The 19,749-nt window shown below is 36.2% G+C and carries 18 protein-coding genes and 1 tRNA gene; 10 read left to right on the top strand and 9 right to left on the bottom strand.

Annotated elements, in window-relative coordinates:
- Window position 1 precedes the first annotated feature (1 nt).
- From IC221_RS19415 to IC221_RS19390, 6 genes are all read right to left on the bottom strand, one after another.
- Window positions 2-75: transfer RNA gene (locus IC221_RS19415), tRNA-Asp, on the bottom strand.
- A gap of 151 nt (window positions 76-226) precedes the next feature.
- Window positions 227-1,495: a threonine ammonia-lyase gene (ilvA, locus tag IC221_RS19410; protein WP_188170553.1), complete on the bottom strand. Its 1,269-nt coding sequence runs from the start codon at window positions 1,493-1,495 to the stop codon at window positions 227-229.
- A gap of 270 nt (window positions 1,496-1,765) precedes the next feature.
- Entirely contained in the window at window positions 1,766-2,308 is a 543-nt protein-coding gene (ilvN, locus tag IC221_RS19405) for an acetolactate synthase small subunit (protein WP_188170552.1), read from the bottom strand.
- A 12-nt stretch (window positions 2,309-2,320) separates the two neighbouring features.
- The gene (gene ilvB, locus IC221_RS19400) at window positions 2,321-4,063 is read right to left on the bottom strand and encodes a biosynthetic-type acetolactate synthase large subunit (protein WP_188170551.1); all 1,743 of its coding nucleotides are present in this window, start codon (window positions 4,061-4,063) and stop codon (window positions 2,321-2,323) included.
- Window positions 4,064-4,096: 33 nt separating this feature from the next.
- A complete protein-coding gene (gene ilvD / locus IC221_RS19395; RefSeq protein WP_188170550.1) occupies window positions 4,097-5,779 on the bottom strand; it encodes a dihydroxy-acid dehydratase in 1,683 nt (560 codons plus the stop codon).
- Window positions 5,780-5,816: 37 nt separating this feature from the next.
- A complete protein-coding gene (locus IC221_RS19390) occupies window positions 5,817-6,713 on the bottom strand; it encodes a branched-chain amino acid transaminase (RefSeq protein WP_044201268.1) in 897 nt (298 codons plus the stop codon).
- A 442-nt stretch (window positions 6,714-7,155) separates the two neighbouring features.
- Between IC221_RS19390 and IC221_RS19385 the strand changes: the two genes are divergently transcribed.
- From IC221_RS19385 to IC221_RS19355, 7 genes are all read left to right on the top strand, one after another.
- Window positions 7,156-7,797, top strand: coding sequence for a polysaccharide deacetylase family protein (locus tag IC221_RS19385; RefSeq protein WP_188170549.1), 642 nt, complete (start codon window positions 7,156-7,158; stop codon window positions 7,795-7,797).
- Between the two features lie 78 nt (window positions 7,798-7,875).
- Window positions 7,876-8,655 carry a ParA family protein gene (locus tag IC221_RS19380; protein ID WP_044201265.1) on the top strand — a complete coding sequence of 260 codons (780 nt, stop codon included), beginning with the start codon at window positions 7,876-7,878 and terminating at the stop codon, window positions 8,653-8,655.
- A 55-nt stretch (window positions 8,656-8,710) separates the two neighbouring features.
- Window positions 8,711-9,661: a ParB/RepB/Spo0J family partition protein gene (locus IC221_RS19375; RefSeq protein ID WP_188170548.1), complete on the top strand. Its 951-nt coding sequence runs from the start codon at window positions 8,711-8,713 to the stop codon at window positions 9,659-9,661.
- Complete coding sequence (locus IC221_RS19370; protein ID WP_188170547.1) at window positions 9,661-10,374, top strand: DUF5683 domain-containing protein; 714 nt, start codon at window positions 9,661-9,663, stop codon at window positions 10,372-10,374. The genes IC221_RS19375 and IC221_RS19370 overlap by 1 nt, the downstream gene beginning before the upstream one ends.
- A gap of 8 nt (window positions 10,375-10,382) precedes the next feature.
- Window positions 10,383-11,108 carry a 4-hydroxy-tetrahydrodipicolinate reductase gene (gene dapB / locus IC221_RS19365; protein ID WP_188170546.1) on the top strand — a complete coding sequence of 242 codons (726 nt, stop codon included), beginning with the start codon at window positions 10,383-10,385 and terminating at the stop codon, window positions 11,106-11,108.
- 23 nt (window positions 11,109-11,131) lie between these two features.
- The gene (lepB, locus tag IC221_RS19360; RefSeq protein ID WP_188170545.1) at window positions 11,132-12,235 is read left to right on the top strand and encodes a signal peptidase I; all 1,104 of its coding nucleotides are present in this window, start codon (window positions 11,132-11,134) and stop codon (window positions 12,233-12,235) included.
- A 268-nt stretch (window positions 12,236-12,503) separates the two neighbouring features.
- Window positions 12,504-14,684 (top strand): S46 family peptidase, encoded by a 2,181-nt coding sequence (locus tag IC221_RS19355; protein ID WP_188170544.1) that lies wholly within the window; start codon window positions 12,504-12,506, stop codon window positions 14,682-14,684.
- Between the two features lie 57 nt (window positions 14,685-14,741).
- Here the strand turns inward: IC221_RS19355 and IC221_RS19350 are convergent, their stop codons facing one another.
- Window positions 14,742-15,191 (bottom strand): hypothetical protein, encoded by a 450-nt coding sequence (locus IC221_RS19350; protein WP_188170543.1) that lies wholly within the window; start codon window positions 15,189-15,191, stop codon window positions 14,742-14,744.
- Window positions 15,192-15,298: 107 nt separating this feature from the next.
- Here IC221_RS19350 and tsaD point away from each other — a divergent pair, with 107 nt between their 5' ends.
- The 3 genes from tsaD to lgt all read left to right on the top strand — a co-directional run bounded on the left by tsaD (window position 15,299) and on the right by lgt (window position 17,663).
- Window positions 15,299-16,315: a tRNA (adenosine(37)-N6)-threonylcarbamoyltransferase complex transferase subunit TsaD gene (tsaD, locus tag IC221_RS19345; protein ID WP_188170542.1), complete on the top strand. Its 1,017-nt coding sequence runs from the start codon at window positions 15,299-15,301 to the stop codon at window positions 16,313-16,315.
- A 6-nt stretch (window positions 16,316-16,321) separates the two neighbouring features.
- The gene (locus IC221_RS19340; RefSeq protein WP_188170541.1) at window positions 16,322-16,660 is read left to right on the top strand and encodes a hypothetical protein; all 339 of its coding nucleotides are present in this window, start codon (window positions 16,322-16,324) and stop codon (window positions 16,658-16,660) included.
- 139 nt (window positions 16,661-16,799) lie between these two features.
- A complete protein-coding gene (gene lgt / locus IC221_RS19335) occupies window positions 16,800-17,663 on the top strand; it encodes a prolipoprotein diacylglyceryl transferase (RefSeq protein WP_188170540.1) in 864 nt (287 codons plus the stop codon).
- Between the two features lie 114 nt (window positions 17,664-17,777).
- Here lgt and IC221_RS19330 read toward each other — a convergent pair whose 3' ends face one another.
- A complete protein-coding gene (locus tag IC221_RS19330; RefSeq protein ID WP_188170539.1) occupies window positions 17,778-18,038 on the bottom strand; it encodes a hypothetical protein in 261 nt (86 codons plus the stop codon).
- Between the two features lie 197 nt (window positions 18,039-18,235).
- Window positions 18,236-19,717, bottom strand: a complete 1,482-nt coding sequence (gene ilvC / locus IC221_RS19325; RefSeq protein WP_188170538.1) for a ketol-acid reductoisomerase — start codon at window positions 19,715-19,717, stop codon at window positions 18,236-18,238.
- Window positions 19,718-19,749 lie beyond the last annotated feature (32 nt).

The following is a 19,749-nucleotide window of genomic DNA, read 5'->3' as shown; positions in this document are numbered from 1 at the left end:
GCGGAACAGACGGGACTCGAACCCGCGACCCCCTGCGTGACAGGCAGGTATTCTAACCAACTGAACTACTGCTCCAGGTCGCTTTTTAAGATGCGTTTTTCTTAAAAGCGATGCAAATATGCACCCTTGATTTGGATAATCCAAACTATATTGGGTATTAAAATTGTAATTTTATCTTAACAAAACCATAATACTCTGATTTACAACAACAAGATAAATCACAAAATCATATCAAAAAGTTGAACATATCTTGATTTTCGTTGAGAAGCTCAAATTTATACCCTCCTTGGGTCATGCGTTCTGTCAAACTATCGAAGTCTGAAGGGTACTTAACTTCAATCCCAACGATGGCTGGAGCCTTCTCTCTGTTCACTTTTTTCGTGTATTCAAAGTGAACAATATCGTCATTTGGACCTAAAACTTCAGCCAAAAATTCTCTTAAAGCACCTGCTCTTTGAGGAAATCTTACCATGAAATAATGTTTATATCCTTCATATAAAAGAGAACGTTCCTTGATCTCTTCCATACGACCGATATCATTATTAGATCCACTTACTACACACACAACTCTCTTTCCTTTTATTTCATCTTTGATAGCATCCAAAGCTGAAATCGACAAAGCACCTGCAGGCTCTACTACAATGGCATCTTCGTTGTACAGACGCAAAATAGTCGAACATACTTTTCCTTCAGGAACTAAAACAACATCTTCTAAAAACTGCTTAGCGATTTTAAAAGTGTTATCTCCTACTCTTTTTACAGCAGCACCATCCACAAATTTCTCAATTTTAGGTAATGTTACCACTTCATCTTTGTCTATAGACACCTTCATAGCCGGAGCACCTTCAGGTTCTACTCCTATCAGCTTTGTACTAGGGCTGATTTGCTTGAAGTAGCTTCCTACACCAGAAGACAGTCCACCACCACCAATTGGCATTACAAGGTAATCTATATCGTCCTTAGCGTCTTCTAAGATCTCAAGTCCTACCGTACCTTGACCTTCTATTACTTTAGGATCATCAAAAGGATGGATAAATACTCGTCCTTCTTCCTCACAACGTTGCATTGCCGCAGCATACGCGTCATCGAAAGTATCACCTATCAATACTACTTCCACCATATCTTTCCCCCACATTCTTACCTGACTTACTTTCTGGTTGGGTGTTGGGGCTGGCATATAAATCACACCATGAATACCTAGCACTTTACAAGAATAAGCTACACCTTGAGCATGATTGCCTGCACTCGCACACACAATACCTTTCTTCTGCTCATCAATCGATAAAGATGAAATCTTGTTGTAAGCACCTCTCAACTTGTAAGAGCGTACAACCTGAAGATCTTCTCTCTTCAACCAAATATCAGCCTGATATCTTTCAGACAAGTTCATATTTCTCATTAAAGGTGTTCTAGTAACAACATCCTTTAATTTTCTATGTGCTTTTACGATAGATTCCACACTCGGTAAACCTACCAATTCTTCTGTTTCTGCCATGATATTTCCCTTTGATAAGGGCGGAAGTTTTTAATAAAATAGATTTAAGTATTTAAAATGCTTAGTACTTATTATCCATTTAAAAAGTAAAAAGGGATAGCCGAAACTATCCCTTCAAATATATCTACTGATAGAGGAATTTTAGAACTTCTTGAGTTTGTTTCAAAGGAAATTTTTCACGCTTTACTACGCTTTCAACTACTCCTCTAAAATTCAACTCTGTCATAATTACTATTATTTGCAGTTCTTTTTTTGAAAGGTTATCCAACCTTACACCATTACATCCTCTTGATCATATTCTGCAAGTAAGCTACTGATCTCCTGACGTTCTTTTGATAATGAAATACGTCCTGAACGACCAAATTGCATTAAACCATAAGGTTTTAGCTCTTCATACAAAGCGTGTGTTTCTTCTTCGTGACCTGTTTTCTCAATCACTAGGAAGTCTGCTTTTGCTGCTAATATTCTTGCATGATTCTTTCTTACGATCTCCTCGACCATATCTGAATCTTTAAGGTTATCAACTGCTACTTTATATAAAGCTACCTCTTGATAGATCGTTTCGCTGTCTTCATAAAGGAAACAACGCACCACATCAATTTGCTTTTCGATTTGCTTCGCTACCTTTTCCGCTGATTCTTTACAATCTGAATAGAATACAATCGTAAAACGGTGAACGTGCTCAATCTCCGAAGCCGAAGTAGTTAAGCTTTCAATATTGATTTTTCTTCTTGTGAAGATGATGGAGATACGGTTCGTTAAACCTACTACGTTCTCTGTAAAAATGGATAATGTGAATCTTTGCTTTTCCATAATCTTATTTTTTTACTTCAAACGAACATCTGAAACTGCGGCACCTGTTTGGATCATTGGGAAAACGTTTGATTCTTTTTCCACAACTACTTCCAAGAAACATGGTCCTTCAGCATTTAACCATTCGTCCATTTTATCACTTAAAGATTCTCTTGTCTCTGCTTTGTCAGCTTTGATGTAATACGACTCCGCTAACTTCACAAAATCTGGATTTACCATTTCAGTGAATGAGTAACGACTATCGAAGAATAATTCTTGCCATTGACGTACCATTCCAAGGAAACTATTATTAAGTACTAGAATCTTTACAGGGATTTTATATTGGAATATTGTCCCTAATTCTTGTACTGTCATTTGGTAACCGCCATCTCCAGAAATAGAAACGACTGTTCTGTCAGGTGCTCCCATTGCCGCTCCTAATGCCGCAGGTAGAGCGAATCCCATAGTTCCCAAACCACCAGAACTTACAATACTATCTGTACGCTTGAATTCATAATAGCGAGAGGCTTCCATTTGATGTTGTCCTACATCAGTAACAACTACCGCCTCACCTTTTGTTTTATCAGAAAGCATTTTGATTACCTCAGACATCTTCACTTTTTCAGTAGAAGAACCTAATGCATAATCTTTTACTTCTTTCTGTTCGATTTCATCACAAGCGTGGAATTCAGCTAACCATTCTTCATGTTTCGCTTCTTTCAACTTAGGAGTAATTCTTTCTAAAGCAGCTTTAGCATCTGAAATGACAGCTACGTCTGCTTTTACATTTTTATCGATCTCTGATGGATCAATTTCAATGTGAATTACTTTTGCTTGTTTTGCATATCTTGACAAATCACCTGTAACACGATCGTCAAAACGCATACCTACAGCGATCAAAAGATCACACTCGTTTGTTTTGATATTCGGTCCGTAATTACCGTGCATTCCTAAATAACCAACATATAGTGGGTGATCATGAGGAACAGCTGACAAACCTAATAGCGTTGATGCCATTGGAATTCCTGCTTTTTCAGCGAAAGCGAGTAACTCATTTTCAGCTTTAGAAAGCATTACACCATGACCTACCAAGATATATGGTTTTTTCGCCTTGTTGATTAAATCAGCTGCAGCTTCAATTGATTCTTCAGAAGCAACTGGTACTGGCTTATAACTACGTACTTTTGTACAAGGTTTATATTCAAAGTCAACCTCTTCAAATTGAGCATCCTTTGTAATATCAATCAATACAGGACCTGGACGACCACTTTTTGCAATGTAGAAAGCCTTTGCAATCGCTTCAGGAATTTCAGATGCTTTTGTTACTTGGTAATTCCACTTCGTTACTGGAGTAGAAATACCTACAACATCTGTCTCTTGGAATGCATCAGTTCCTAACAAATGAGAAGCTACTTGACCTGTGATAGCTACCATAGGAGTAGAATCAATCATTGCATCTGCAAGACCTGTAATCAAGTTTGTCGCTCCTGGACCAGAAGTTGCAACACAGACACCCACTTTATGATTGACTCGAGAATATCCTTGTGCAGCATGAGCAGCACCCTGCTCGTGACGTACAAGAATGTGGTTTAACTTGTCCTCATAATGATAGAGCTTATCATACACTGGCATAATCGCTCCACCTGGGTAACCAAAGAGTGTATCAACTCCTTCCTCAACAAGTGCCATTAACACTGCCTCTGCTCCCGTTACTCTTTGTGGTTTTTGACCTACTGTCTTTGCTTCTTTGGCCATTTCTTTTGTCGCTGTACTCATATTGAAACAATTTTGTACTTCTCTTATTACTGATTAAAATTCATCAGTAACACATCCCTCAGATGCTGAAGAAACTGTTTTTATATATTTATATAAGATTCCTTTCTTAAACTTAGGCTCTGGTGCAACCCATGCCTTTCTTCTTTCTGCCAATTCCTCGTCAGAAACTGCTACTTCGATTTTGTTAGTAACGGCATCAATTGTGATGATATCTCCATCTTCTACTAATGCTAAGTTACCACCAACCGCTGCTTCAGGTGTGATGTGTCCTACTACGAAACCGTGAGTACCACCTGAGAAACGTCCGTCAGTAATCAAGGCTACGTCTTTGCCAAGACCTGCACCCATAATTGCTGAAGTTGGCTTTAACATCTCCGGCATACCAGGACCACCTTTTGGACCTTCGTAACGGATCACAACTACTTCACCTTTACTCACTTCACCGTTAGAAATACCTTCAATCACAGCAAACTCATCGTTGAATACTTTTGCAGGACCTACGAATTTCTCACCTTCTTTACCAGTGATCTTCGCTACAGAACCTTCTGTTGCCAAGTTACCGTAAAGGATTTGTAAGTGACCAGTTGATTTGATTGGATTGTCTTTTGGTCTCATTAAGTCTTGATCGCTACCTAGTGGATCAACATCTGCTAAGTTTTCAGCAATTGTCTTACCAGTAACTGTCATACAAGAACCGTCTAATAAGCCCCAGTTCAATAATGTTTTCATTACTGCAGGGATACCACCTACTGCAAATACATCTTCCATCAAGTATTTACCTGAAGGTTTCAAGTCTGCGAAGAATGGTACTTTATCAGAAACTCTTTGAATATCATCTAATGTCAACTCAACATCTGCTGCCTTCGCGATAGCCAACATGTGCAATGTAGCGTTTGTTGATCCACCTAAAGCCATAATTACAGCCAATGCGTTTTCAAAAGATGCTTTTGTTAAGATATCTGATGGTTTTAAGTCTAACTCCAAAAGGTTACGAATAGCAGGACCTAAGTTCTGACACTCGTCTTTTTTGTTTTGACTTACTGCAGGGTTCGATGAAGAGTAAGGTAAACTCATACCCATTGCCTCAATCGCTGAAGCCATAGTGTTAGCAGTATACATACCACCACAAGCACCAGCGCCAGGAATAGCATTTTTGATTACTCCTTTATAATCTTCATCTGAAATTGTACCGGCGATTTTTTCACCTAATGCTTCAAAAGCAGATACAATGTTCAATTTTTTCTTTTTCCAGCATCCTGATGCAATAGTACCACCATACAACATGATTGTTGGACGGTTGACACGACACATTGCCATCATGGCACCTGGCATATTTTTATCACAACCTACTACAGTAATTAAACCATCGTAGAATTGTCCGTTTGTTACAGTCTCTACTGAATCAGCAATGATATCTCTTGAAGGAAGAGAGTAACGCATACCGATAGTACCGTTCGTAATACCGTCACTTACTCCAATCGTATTGAAAATCAAGCCCACCATGTCTGACTTTTGAACACCGACTTTGACTTCAGCAGCCAATCCGTTCAAGTGCATGTTACATGTGTTGCCCTCATATCCAGTACTAGCAATACCGATTTGAGGCTTGTTCATATCCTCCTCAGTTAAACCGATACCATATAACATGGCCTGAGCTGCAGGCTGTGTATCGTCTTGAGTAATTGTGCGGCTATGCTTGTTTAACATCTCTGCCATAATCTTTTAATATCTATTAGTTTGTCTGATTAGTACATTAAATGATGGAGTAGTTATCGTACTCACTTTGTGTTACGAACTGTCTGTATTTCTCAAACACTTCACAACCAATTGTATCTTCCCAGTTCTTTTTCATTGGCTGACGATCAATACTGCTAATACCCGTAATCTGGGCTGCAGTACCAGTAAAGAACGCTCCGTCGATATCTTTTAAATCTTCCGGTTTGAATTGTCCTTCTACTACTTCAACGCCTAAGCTTTTAGCAATTCCGAAAACCACATTTCTTGTAATTCCTGGATAGATGTGTCCTTTTTGAGAAGTATAAAGTTTGCCTCCTTTTTCAAAGAAGAAGTTGGCTCCTGTTCCTTCTGCTACATATCCTTCTACATCTAATAATAAAGCATCGTCAAAACCTCTGTCTTTTGCTTCTGCAATAGATACTATACTGTTAATATAGTGTCCAGAAATTTTAGCTTCTACATTAAATGAATAAGGACTAGGACGTGTATATTTTGATATTGTAATATCTAATAAGTCTTTTCCTAAGAATTTATCCCATCTCCAAGCTGCAATGAATAAGTTATGCGTTTTGGTAGGTGTTAAATCCATATTGGCACTTGCATATACTAATGGCCTAACATATGCATCAGTAAAACCGTTTTCTTCAAGTAGTTGATAAGTAATCCCAACCAGTTCATCTACACTATAAGGCAGGTCGAGGTGCATTGTTTTTGCGGCCTCTAAGAAACGTGTGTAGTGTTCTTTTGCTTTAAAAATATGCGGTCCTAATGCTGTATCATAAGCCCTTACAGCATCAAAAACACCATTACCATAGTGCAATGACTGAGAAAATAAATCAGCCTTTGCCTCTTCAGCTTTCACGAATTCTCCATTATGGAAAATCACCGTATCTTTGTCATAATATTTCAACATGGCAGAAGACTTTATTGGTTACCTAACTACTTTAATTAAATGACTAAAATGTTTGAGCAATAAAAAAACCACTGTCAGAATTTATTAGTCTTGACAATGGCCGTTCTTTATTATGATTTATGCAATATAAGATCCTGCCATTATCTTCCTTTGAGAAGGACGACAATAGTATTAATAATAATAAGGACGATATTTTGCGTTTTCTTCAACATTTTCGATCATTGTTTACATCAAATATAAAGACCTTACCTTTTATTTTGCAAATATATATACGAATGAAGGATTAGTTTTTATAAATAATTACGAAGTCTAAACTGTTTTTTTCTTTAATTTCATAGTTGAAACATTGATTTTAATAAATTAAAGCTATGTTATAAATATTATTCCTAATCATTTTTCATATCTATTATATTTGTAAAAAATGCACTAAAAGTGTTGTCATATGATTCAAAAAGTAGGTAGTATTTTTAGAAATAAAATTTTCCCAAGTCTAGTCTGGAAAAAGGAGGCTACTACCTCTCCTATATTATATCTAACATTTGATGATGGTCCTATACCAGAAATCACCCCTTGGGTGTTAGATGAGCTCAAAAAATATAATGCAAAAGCAACATTCTTCTGCGTTGGGGATAATATCCGTAAACACCCCGAAGTATATCAGCAAGTACTAGAACAGGGACATAAAGTAGGCAATCACACCTTCAATCATTTACAGTATTGGAAAAAAAGTTTATCTACTTACTTACAAAATGTAAAGGAATGTGATACAATCATGAAAAGTAATCCACTATACAGTGTTGAATCAGAAAAACCGCTCTTTAGGCCTCCTCATGGTCAAGTAGGAAAAAAAATGATGCATCAACTTTTAGTCGATTATGAAATTATCATGTGGCATGTCTTGACGAGAGACTACAATAAGAATTATAAAAAAGAAAGTTGTTTAAAAGCGGCTATTAAAAATACAGAAAATGGGTCTATCATCGTTTTCCATGATAGTATAAAAGCAGAAAAGAATTTAAAGTACGTTTTGCCCCGATATTTACAATATTTTTCAAATAAAGGTTATGAATTTCATACACTTTGAATAAAATAGTGACTTTTTTTAAATGTGTATGAATTAAAACTATATTTGTAGACAAACAAAATTTAGAAAGAGATATTCATGGGAAAAATAATCGCTGTAGCCAATCAAAAAGGTGGTGTTGGTAAAACAACAACTGCAGTCAACCTTGCCGCAAGTTTTGCAGCAATGGAATATAATACTCTTTTGGTAGATGCCGATCCACAAGCAAACTCAACTTCAGGACTGAATCTTGACCCCAAAGAAGAGAGAAAAAGTATCTATAACTGCATGGTGGAAGACATCAATGTTAGTGATATTATTATAAATTCAGAATATGATTATTTAGATATCATCCCCTCTCATATTGATTTGGTAGGTGCTGAAATCGAAATGATCGATATTGAAGATAGAGAAACAAGAATGCTGAAAGCATTAGAGAAGATCAAAGACTCTTATGATTTCATCATTATTGATTGTTCACCTTCATTAGGTTTAATTACAGTCAATGCACTTACTGCTGCTGACTCTGTAATTGTGCCTGTACAATGTGAGTTTTATGCTCTTGAAGGTTTGGATAAATTATTAAATACTGTCAAATTGATTCAATCAAGATTAAATCCAAATCTTTTAATTGAAGGTATTTTGATGACGATGTACGATACACGTTTACGTTTATCGAACCAAGTAGTTGAAGAAGTGAAAAAACACTTAAACGACCTGGTATTTGATGTTATTATTCCAAGAAATATTAAATTAAGTGAAGCTCCAAGTTTTGGCGTTCCTGTTATTGCTCATGATGCCGTTAGCAAAGGAGCTGTTTGTTACTTGAACTTGGCGCAAGAAATACTCACAAAAAATAATATACCCGTTAAAGCCTAACCTAAAATTAGGTACAATAAATTTTTATAACCTTTGATATTGGCGAAAATAGAATATGCCGGACAACTCTGAAAAAAAGACCTTAAAAAAAAGAAAAGCACTTGGTAAAGGACTTGGTGCCATACTTGGTGAAAGTAATAAAACAGAAACAAGTACACCTACTGCACAAAAAGAGGTTGAAAGTCAACCTACAAATATTACTGTAGTGGAAAAACTTGATGAGATTTCTATTGACTATGTTGAAAGAAATCCTTTTCAGCCACGTTTAGAATTTCAAGACGAAGCATTAAAAGAATTAGCGGATTCAATTCGAGTACAAGGCATTATTCAACCAATTACTGTAAGAAAACTTACAGACCAACAATATCAAATCATTTCTGGAGAGCGTCGTTGGAGAGCTTCAAAAATGGCAGGATTAGAAAAAATCCCTGCTTATATAAAAGGAGCCAATGATACTCAAATGCTAGAGATGGCATTGATTGAGAACATTCAAAGGGAAGACTTAAACCCTATTGAAGTTGCAATCTCTTATCAACGTTTGATTGCCGAATGTGAATTGAAGCAAGAAGAACTAGGTGATAGAGTTGGAAAAAAAAGGTCTACGGTTGCCAATTACCTTAGATTATTAAAATTACCACCTGAGATCCAAAGCGGATTAAGAAAAGGTGTTATTTCAATGGGTCATGCTAGAGCTTTGGTTAATGTAAACAGCATTGAAGTACAATTAGCGTTGTATGATACTGTTGTTAAAAGTGAACTTTCTGTTCGAAAAACTGAAAACCTAGTAAGAGATATCATCCAAGGGAAAGATCCTCTAAGTGCTAAGGCGAAATCAAAGAAAGAACCTCTTGATTTTGAATTCAGCCGTTTACAAAGAGATCTGTCTACACATTTTGGTACTCAAATTAAAATAAAGAATGCAGATGATGGTAAGGGAGAAATTAAAATACCTTATCAATCCATAGAAGACCTCAATCGCATCTTAGATATTTTAAAAACTCACTAATGCTCAACAAGTGCGTACATATCGCTTTTATATTCATCACATCATTTTTTATTTTCTTCAGTGCTTCTAAAGGGATTACTCAAACAATACCTCAGAAAGAAGAGTCCACTGAAGGAGATGATGGATTAACAGCAGAAGAACGGAATCAAAAATCGTTGGATTCTTTGAGTTCTATTTCTGCAATACCTAACCATATTGACCAAAAAGCAAGAAAGAAGGAAAAAAAGACACAGTACAAATACATTACTGAGCCGACAAAAGCTTCTTTTTATACTATTGCAGTACCTGGTTTAGGACAGATTTACAATCGCAAGCTTTGGAAATTACCATTGCTTTATGGTGGTATGACTGTTTTTATTTACTTCGTACAATTCAATCATAATAATATGGTTGAAACGGGACACTGGCTTGCTTACAAAGCAGATGCAGACCCAACAAACGATCATCTGATCCCTGAAATCTATCAAAACTTATCGGTTGACAACTTGCGTCAGCGAAGAGATAATTTCAGAAGAGACCGTGACTTCATGATTATATTATCATGTATGTGGTATCTATTAGGGGCATTAGATGCAGCAGTTGACCAACATTTAAAATACTATGATATCAGTGAGGATCTATCAATGAAAGTGAAACCTGCAGCGATAGCAGATCCTTACACTGGACTTCCTGCAGTAGGAATGACGGTATCTTTAAAATTAAGTTCAAAATAAAATAACAAATGAATTTTCTATTAATTGGATATGGCAAAATGGGTCAAACCATTGAACAAATATTAAAAGAAAGAGGACATAATATTGCCGGTATTATTGATAAAGACAATGCTTCTGACTTGGACACTATTGATCCTACTTCAGTAGATGTTGCTATTGAGTTTACGCAACCAAGTGCCGCGTATGCTAATATCAAAAAATGCCTGGATAAAGGAATCAGAGTTGTTTCTGGTACTACAGGTTGGTTAGAGCAAAAAGAAGTAGTAGAAACAACAACTAAAGAAAATAAAACCGCTTTCTTCTATGCTTCCAATTACAGCTTAGGCGTAAACATTTTCTTTGAATTAAATAAGAAATTAGCCAAAATGATGAGTGCTTTCAACGCTGAATATAAATCTTCAATGGTTGAAATTCATCACACTCAAAAATTAGATGCTCCTTCTGGTACTGCTATTACTTTAGCGGAAGGTGTTATTGAAAACTTTGAAGGAGTTGACAAATGGACGCTTCAAGGAGAAGATGAAGCGGTTGATAATGGTATTGAAATTGAAGCAGTAAGAGAACCAGAAGTACCAGGTACACACGAGGTTTCTTATACTTCAGAAATTGATAGAATTGATATCAAACACACTGCTTTCACAAGAAAGGGTTTTGCTCTTGGTGCTGTATTAGCAGGTGAATGGTTGCATCAAAAAGAAGGTATCTTTGGTATGCAAGACATGCTAGCATTGTAAATTAATCTGACTTAGAAACAACAATGAGCAATAAAAAAGAAAAAAAGAAAAAAGGTGTCGTTCAGGAATGGACCGACGCTTTGATTTTTGCTGTTATTGCGGCAACACTAATCCGTTGGGCTGCATTTGAGGCGTTTACCATTCCTACTTCTTCTATGGAAAAATCACTTCTTGTAGGTGACTATCTATTTGTAAGTAAGGTACATTATGGTCCAAGGACGCCTAAAACAGTACTCCAACTTCCTTTAACTCACCAGACTATTTGGGGTACTCAAATTCCTTCTTTCCTAGATTGGATTCAACTACCACAATTTAGATTACCAGGTTTTACGGACGTCAAAAATAATGATGTTGTAGTATTTAACTACCCTGCAGAGGAAGGCTTCCCTTCTGATATGAAACTCAATTATATCAAAAGATGTATTGGTATAGCAGGTGACACTCTTCAGATCAAAAACCAGGAAGTTTTCATTAACGGTAACCGTGTGGAAGTTCCAGAGGATAGTGAAACACAATATAGAGTAGTTTCTAAAACTCAAATTGGGAAAAGAACATTAGAAAGATATAATGTTTATGCTTACGATTATAACAATGTAGGACATTATAGATTGAAAATGATTCCTGGACCAGAAGGTAAATTCACCTACTCTGCAATGCTTCCTCTTCATACGGCGAAGGAATTGAGAAAATTAGATTTCATCGAAAGTGTAGAGAAAATTTACGCAAGAGAAGACCCATCTGTTTTCCCTCAAAATCCTAACAACGTTTGGAGTATTGATAACTTCGGTCCTCTTTATATTCCTAAGGAAGGTGATGTTGTAAAAATCACAAACGACAACTGGTCACAGTATAGAGACATCATCACTAAATATGAAGACAACGAAAATGTTGTATTCAAAGATGGTCAGTTATCGATTGATGGTCAAGTTCAAGACACCTATACCATACAACAAAACTACTACTTTATGATGGGTGACAACAGACACAACTCTCTAGATTCACGCTACTGGGGTTATGTACCTGCTGATCACATCATTGGTAAAGCTGTAATGGTATGGATGTCTATGGATAGAAATCCTGACGCTTCAATGATCAGATGGAATAGGATATTTAATTTCATTGACTAATTAAATGACTCCACTCATTTCAAGAGTCATCAAAAAATATCAAATTTGCCGGAGTTGGATAATCAATTCCGGCTTTTTCATAGCACTATTTTTAGACATCAGAAATAGATAGAAAAGCATTTCGTAGTGTATTGAATTTTTTCGTTAAACTTTTTGTTCATGTAAGACAAAAAAATTAACTTAATATACTGCCTCAATACTACTGTTCTGTATTGCTACAGTGCTATAGTGATTAACCATATTTTATAAACACTTATTCTTAATTGAAATGAAAAAATACATACACTTTTTAGTGGTTGCATGTATATTGGCTCCATTATCTTCTTTTGCACATGAAGGAATGTGGCTCCCTTCATTACTACAACAACTCAATGAAGACGACATGCAAGCCAATGGCTTTAAATTAACAGCGGAAGACATTTACTCTGTCAACAAATCCAGTATGAAAGATGCTGTGGTTTGGTTTGGTAGAGGTTGCACAGGTGAAGTGGTTTCGAACAAAGGCCTTATCTTGACGAATCATCATTGTGGTTATGGACAAATACAATCACACTCAACGGTTGAAAATGACTTACTTACAGACGGATTTGCTGCTCAATCTTTTGGTGAAGAACTTCCGAACAATGGACTTACAGTTAGTTTTGTAGTACGAATTGATGATGTAACTAAAAGTATTCTTGATGGCGTAAAAGACGGCATGAATGAAGAAAAACGTCAAGAAATTATTCAAGCTAATATTGAAAAAGTGGGTGAAGCGGCAGTAAAAGGAACGCATTACGACTTTATCATTAAGCCTTTCTTCTATGGTAATGAATACTATATGTTTATCATGGAGACTTTCAAAGACATTCGATTAGTTTTTGCTCCTCCTTCTTCAATTGGAAAATACGGTGGTGATACTGACAACTGGGTATGGCCTCGTCATACTGGTGACTTCTCTATTTTCAGAATCTATGCTGACAAAGAAGGTAAGCCTGCTGAATACTCAGAAGATAACGTTCCTTACACTCCAAAATACCACTTCCCAATTTCATTGAGCGGTGTAAAACCTGATGATTTTACAATGGTTTATGGATTCCCCGGAAGAACGAAACAGTATTTACCATCAGATGGAGTTTCATACACTGTCGAGACTTCTAACCCTATCAAAATTGCAATGCGTGAGAAAACAATTGCAATCTATGACAAAAATATGGCTGCTGACGATGCTGTAAGAATTAAATATTCTGCTAAAAAGGCACGTGTAGCGAATGCTTATAAAAAGTGGATTGGTGAAAGTAAAGGACTGAAAAGACTTGATGCCATCGAAAAGAAGAATGAGCAAGAGGAAATGTTTGCAAAAGCCGTAAAGGGTAACAAAGAGTACGAAGGATTATTAGATAAATTCCAAGAGAGCTTCAAAGCAATTGAAAAATATCAATTAGGAAGAGATCTTTACATTGAGGAGTTATATTATGGTCCTGAAATTCTTCGTTTTTCATTAGGTTTTAAAGCCTTGAAAGAACAGAAACCAGGTACTCCTGAGTTTGCAATGACACTAAAAAAACTAAAAGGCAGTGCAAAGGCATTTTATAAGAATTATGATTTAGCAACAGACAAAGAAGTCTTTATTTCTGCATCTTCAATGTATTCTGATGCTATTGACGCTTCATTCTTACCTTCTTCATTTGCTACAGCGAAAGAGAAAGGAGATTTTGAAAAATTGGCCAATACAGTATACAAGAAAAGTATTTTCTCTAGTGAGGAAAAACTAATGAAAGTATTAGATGGGTCTCAAGAAAACATCTATAAGAAAGTAGCGAAAGATCCTGCTTTTGTAATCGGTAAAGAAATCAATGATGTATACCGTAACAAAATTGCAGATGAATACGATCGATTAGGAAAGGAAATCGACTTATCAATGCGTACTTATGTAAAAGCACTGAAAGAGGTATTCCCGAACAGAGAGTACGTTGCCAATGTAAAAGGTGCAACTAAGCAATATTGGTCTGATGCCAACAGTACCCTAAGAGTTACTTATGGTAAAATTGAAGGTTCAGAGCCAAGAGATGGCGTTGAGTTTAAATATTACACTACTCTTGAAGGTGTGATTGAAAAAAGAAGAACGGATGTTCCTAAAACTCATGAGTTCTATGTTCCTCAAAAATTGATGGATCTTTATAAAAATAAAGATTATGGTCAATACGGGGAAGATGGAAAAATGATGGTTTGTATTACAGGTTCAAACCATACTACGGGTGGTAACTCTGGTTCTCCAGTAATCAATGCGGAAGGTCAGTTGATTGGTATTAACTTCGACAGAACTTGGGAATCTACGATGTCAGATTTAATGTTTGACCCCGTGAAATGTAGAAATATCATTGTGGATATTCGATATGTATTATTTATTGTTGATAAATATGGCGAATGTCCTCGATTGATTGAAGAAATGACATTAGTTAAAAACTAATCGAATTTTGATATAAAAAATAAGGGATTGAACTTCATTGTTTCAATCCCTTATTTTTTATTCTAAGTTCAAACGTTTTGAAATTTCTTCAATCGCTTCTTCCTCATCATCACTGACACCATCAGAAGCATCAGCAAATAGATGTAGAATATCTAAAATATCATCCTTTTCATCATCATTTTGATCTAAATAACTTCTGAGTGTATCTAGAAAGGGATCCTTCCATTGATCCAAATTATTGACAAGATATTCTAGTTCATTGTAATAGACCTTTTGTAAGTTTTCCAATTCTGTTCTAGTCAATGAGTTTTTATATCCTTCGGCCATAAACTTTGCCAGGTATTTCACAAAAACCCATTCTTCCTCATCTACCACACCGTCAGAAGCCACAATTAATAAACATGGAAAATAGATAAATAAAGTCTGAAAGTGTTCTCTTGAGAGCTCAACATTATTCAATGAATTATAGCGAGTATATAGTTCTTCCGTATTTGTATGTAAACTCATCTTTTTATTTGATAATATAATATTGTCGTTAATGGTTCCCTTTTTTTAAGGTAATTCCCCTCAAGTAATGTAATTTTGCGATCTAATTGACAAAGAAAATATACACCATGAGCGGAATAATATTAGCCATAGAGTCTTCATGCGATGAAACCTCTGCAGCAGTTGTAAAAAATGGAGCTGTACTTAGCAATATAGTGTCTACGCAAGAAATACACCAAAAATACGGTGGCGTAGTTCCTGAACTTGCTTCAAGAGCACATCAAAAGAATATTCTTCCTGTCGTTAATGAAGCGCTTACAGAAGCCAATATAAATAAATCTGACTTAGATGCAATAGCCTTCACCAAAGGACCTGGGTTATTGGGAGCCCTACTCGTAGGTGCATCCTTTGCAAAAGGAATGGCTATGGCCCTAAAGAAACCATTGATTGGAGTAAATCATATGCAAGCTCACATCCTTGCGCATTTCATTGATAATCCACAACCTAACTTCCCCTTTTTGTGCTTAACGGTAAGTGGAGGACACACTCAACTTGTAGTCGTAAAATCTCCTTTGGAGATGGAAGTCATTGGCGAAACAATTGACGACGCAGTGGGAGAAGCTTTTGATAAAACTGCCAAAATAATGGGATTAGATTACCCTGGAGGACCTTTCATTGATAAGTTTGCTCAAGATGGTGATCCTTTAAAGTTTAAGTTCCCCAATGTAAATATCCCTGATTATAATTTTTCTTTTAGTGGTATAAAAACGGCCTTTCTTAATTTCATGAGAAAAGAAACTCAGAAAGACCCTGATTTTGTGGAGAAGAATAAAGCAGACCTTTGTGCGAGTATTCAATTCACACTTATCAGTATTTTAATGAAAAAGCTAAAGAAGGCTGCCAAAGAATTAAATATTAAAGAGATTGGGATTGCAGGTGGTGTTTCGGCTAATTCAGGCTTAAGGAATACACTTTTAGAAGAAGGAAAAAAATTAGGATGGAATGTATTTATTCCTGAATTTGAACACTGTACTGATAATGCCGCTATGATTGCAATGGCTGCACATTATCAGTATGAGGGGGGGGATTTTGAAGCATTAAGTACTTCTCCCAACCCTAGAATGAAATTTACAGGTTCAAAGTAATAAATTATGAGCGTCGTTATTATAGCTGTACTTGCCTTTGTTTCGGCAATAACTTTAGGTGTTTATATCAATCAAAAGTTTCCCAATAAAGGAGATAAGAATGAACATCATACACCAAAAAATACACTTGCTTTAAATGACGCTACAGTTATTGCATTGGCTGCTGAACAAAAAGATGGAATCAGTGTTGCTGCAGTTTGTCTTGCATCAAAAGCTTCTGCAATAGAAGTAAAGAATAAATTGGAAGCCTTAAGAGAACAAGGCCTTCTGTACCTTAATATCGATAAGAATGGTGCTGAGAAATATATTCTTACAGATACCTCACTGATCTCGGATAAAAATTAATAAAAAAATAAAGGAGTCGTTCTGAAATCTCAAAAGTGATGTTCACAGAAAATGTACTTGGTTCTTAAGTTTACATAAACATCACTCTAAATTTACGAGATGCTTTTTTTGTTACGACTTCATTTTACATATTTGTGCTATGGAAGCAATACTAACATTCATTCACTGGGACATTAACCCAGAAATTTTACCAGGCATTTTACCCGTACGTTGGTACGGACTTTTATTCTCGCTTGGTTTCTTTATAGGCACATGGCTAATTGCAAAAATCTTTGTAATTGAGAATAGACCTGAATCTGACGCTGATGCGTTATTGATCTATGTAGTAATTGCTACAATTATCGGGGCTAGACTTGGACATGTCTTTTTCTATCAACCTGATTATTATCTACGAAACCCTGTTGAAATCATTCAAATTTGGAAAGGTGGACTAGCAAGTCATGGTGGTGCAATTGGTATTATCACGGCACTTTACCTTTACAGTAAGAAAAGACCTAATCAACCATGGTTATGGATCTTGGATCGTGTAGTGATCCCTGTTGCTCTAGCAGGTTGTTTTATCCGTTTAGGTAACTTGATGAACTCTGAGATCATTGGTAGACCTTCTGACCTACCTTGGGCATTTATTTTCGAGCGTGCACATGTTTCTGATCCATTGACACCAAGGCACCCTGCTCAGTTATATGAATCAATCACCTATTTAATTATCTTCTTTATTTTAGGTGCTATTTATAAAAATGAAAAATTTGAATTACGCCAAGGAAGAACTTTCGGTTTATTCTTAGTATTAGTATTCGGAATGCGTTTTGTTTGGGAATTTTTCAAAGAAGATCAAGTGGCATTTGAAGCAACAATGACTTTAAATATGGGACAATGGTTGAGTATCCCTGCCGTTTTAGCGGGTTTATTCTTCTTTATAAGATCATTTGGAGCAGCTGGCGAACCGCTTCCTCTCCCAGAGGTAAATCCTAATGAAGAAAAGCTTAAAAAAGCGAAGAAATAATTAAGTCCTAAGTCAAAATAATTATTCACTATTTTGTTCTTAGTTATCAATAAAAAACGAGAGTATTCTTTTTCGAGTACTCTCGTTTTTGTTTATAAGGCTAACTACTAAACCCTACTGCCATCCTTTGATCTCTGTATAATAATTAGGGCAATGCGTTGATAGATCAATTACTTTACCGCTTTTCGTAAAAGTATACTCTCCTTCTTTTTTCTGACCATACACATTACATCTTTCTTCACTGTGAGATTCACTATCATTCAAGCACTTATACCACATTGTTTGCTCTGGATATTCTGGTAAAGTCGAGTCATCTTCATTGCATGAACATAGTACTAGTATGCCTAGTAACATCATTAACGTTTGCTTTTTCATTGTCTAGTATTAAATTAAAAAATACAATTTTGTGATTCCCTCCTTAGATTCAAAATTATCACAATCAACAATTAAATTATTGTATAATTAAAAATCAGAAGTTTTCAAATCATCATTATCTGTGAACCTAACGCATCACAGACAAAAAAAGGCTCCCAAAAAGGGAGCCTTCATATATTGGATATAAATAGTGTTCCTTATCCTAAAGCAATTTGCTTCATAGCAGTCATTGCTCCTCTTAATCTTGCACCTACAGCTTCGATTTCGTGTGATCTTAAAGCTTCGTTTACTTTGATCAATGTTACGTTGTCTACACCGTTGTCTTTTCCTTCGTTGTAGTCTTTACCACAAATATCAGCTTCAACACCTTTCATAAAGTCAGCTAATAATGGCTTACATGCATGATCAAATAAGTAACAACCGTACTCCGCTGTATCAGAGATTACTCTGTTCATTTCGTACAATTTCTTTCTTGCGATTGTGTTAGCAATCAATGGAGTTTCGTGAAGTGACTCATAGTAAGCAGATTCACCGATGATACCCGCTTCTACCATAGTTTCGAAAGCCAATTCAACACCAGCTCTTACCATAGCAACCATCAATAAACCTTTGTCGTAGAATTCTTGCTCAGTGATTTCAACATCAGCAGGAGCAGTTTTCTCAAAGTTAGTCTCACCAGTTAAAGCTCTCCAGTTCAACAAGTTTTTATCATCCTCAGCCCAGTCTTTCATCATTGTAGATGAGAACTCACCTGAAATGATATCGTCTTGGTGCTTTTGGAATAATGGTCTCATGATGTCTTTCAATTCTTCAGACACTTCGAAACATTTTACTTTAGCAGGGTTAGACAATCTGTCTAACATACCTGATACACCACCGTGCTTTAATGATTCAGTGATAACTTCCCATCCGTATTGGATGAATTTAGCAGCCCAACCTGCATCGATTCCTTTTTCAACCATTTTGTCGAAGCAAAGGATAGATCCAGTTTGTAACAATCCACAAAGGATCGTTTGCTCGCCCATTAAATCTGACTTCACCTCAGCTACGAAAGAAGATTTCAAACATCCAGCTCTGTCTCCACCAGTTGCTACTGCATAAGCTTTCGCTTGTGCCCAACCCTTACCTTCTGGATCGTTTTCTGGGTGTACAGCGATTAGAGTTGGTACACCAAATCCTCTCTTGTACTCTTCTCTTACTTCTGAACCTGGAGACTTAGGAGCTACCATGATTACAGTTAAGTCTTTTCTGATCTGCATTCCTTCCTCAACGATGTTGAAACCGTGTGAGTAAGATAATGTAGCTCCTTGTTTCATCAATGGCATTACTGACTCAACAACGTTAGTATGTTGCTTGTCTGGCGTCAAGTTGATCACCAAGTCAGCTGTAGGAATTACTTCTTCGTAAGTACCTACTGTGAACCCTGCCTCAGAAGTATTTACAAAAGATGCTCTTTTCTCATCGATTGCTACTTGTCTTAAAGCATAAGAAATATCTAAACCAGAGTCTCTCATGTTCAAACCTTGATTCAATCCTTGAGCACCAGCACCAACGATTACGATTTTCTTACCTTTCAAAGCCTCAACGCCTTCGCTGAACTCTGAGCTGTCCATAAATTCACATTGTCCAAGCTGGTGTAACTGCTCTCTTAATGGAAGTGTATTGAAGTAATTTGCCATTGTATATAATATTTTTAATTTAAATCTTTTTT

Source organism: Flammeovirga sp. EKP202 (assembly GCF_014534745.1).
Taxonomy (GTDB): domain Bacteria; phylum Bacteroidota; class Bacteroidia; order Cytophagales; family Flammeovirgaceae; genus Flammeovirga.
The sequence above is the reverse complement of the archived record's forward strand: the minus strand, read 5'-3'. Positions and strand labels throughout refer to the sequence as shown.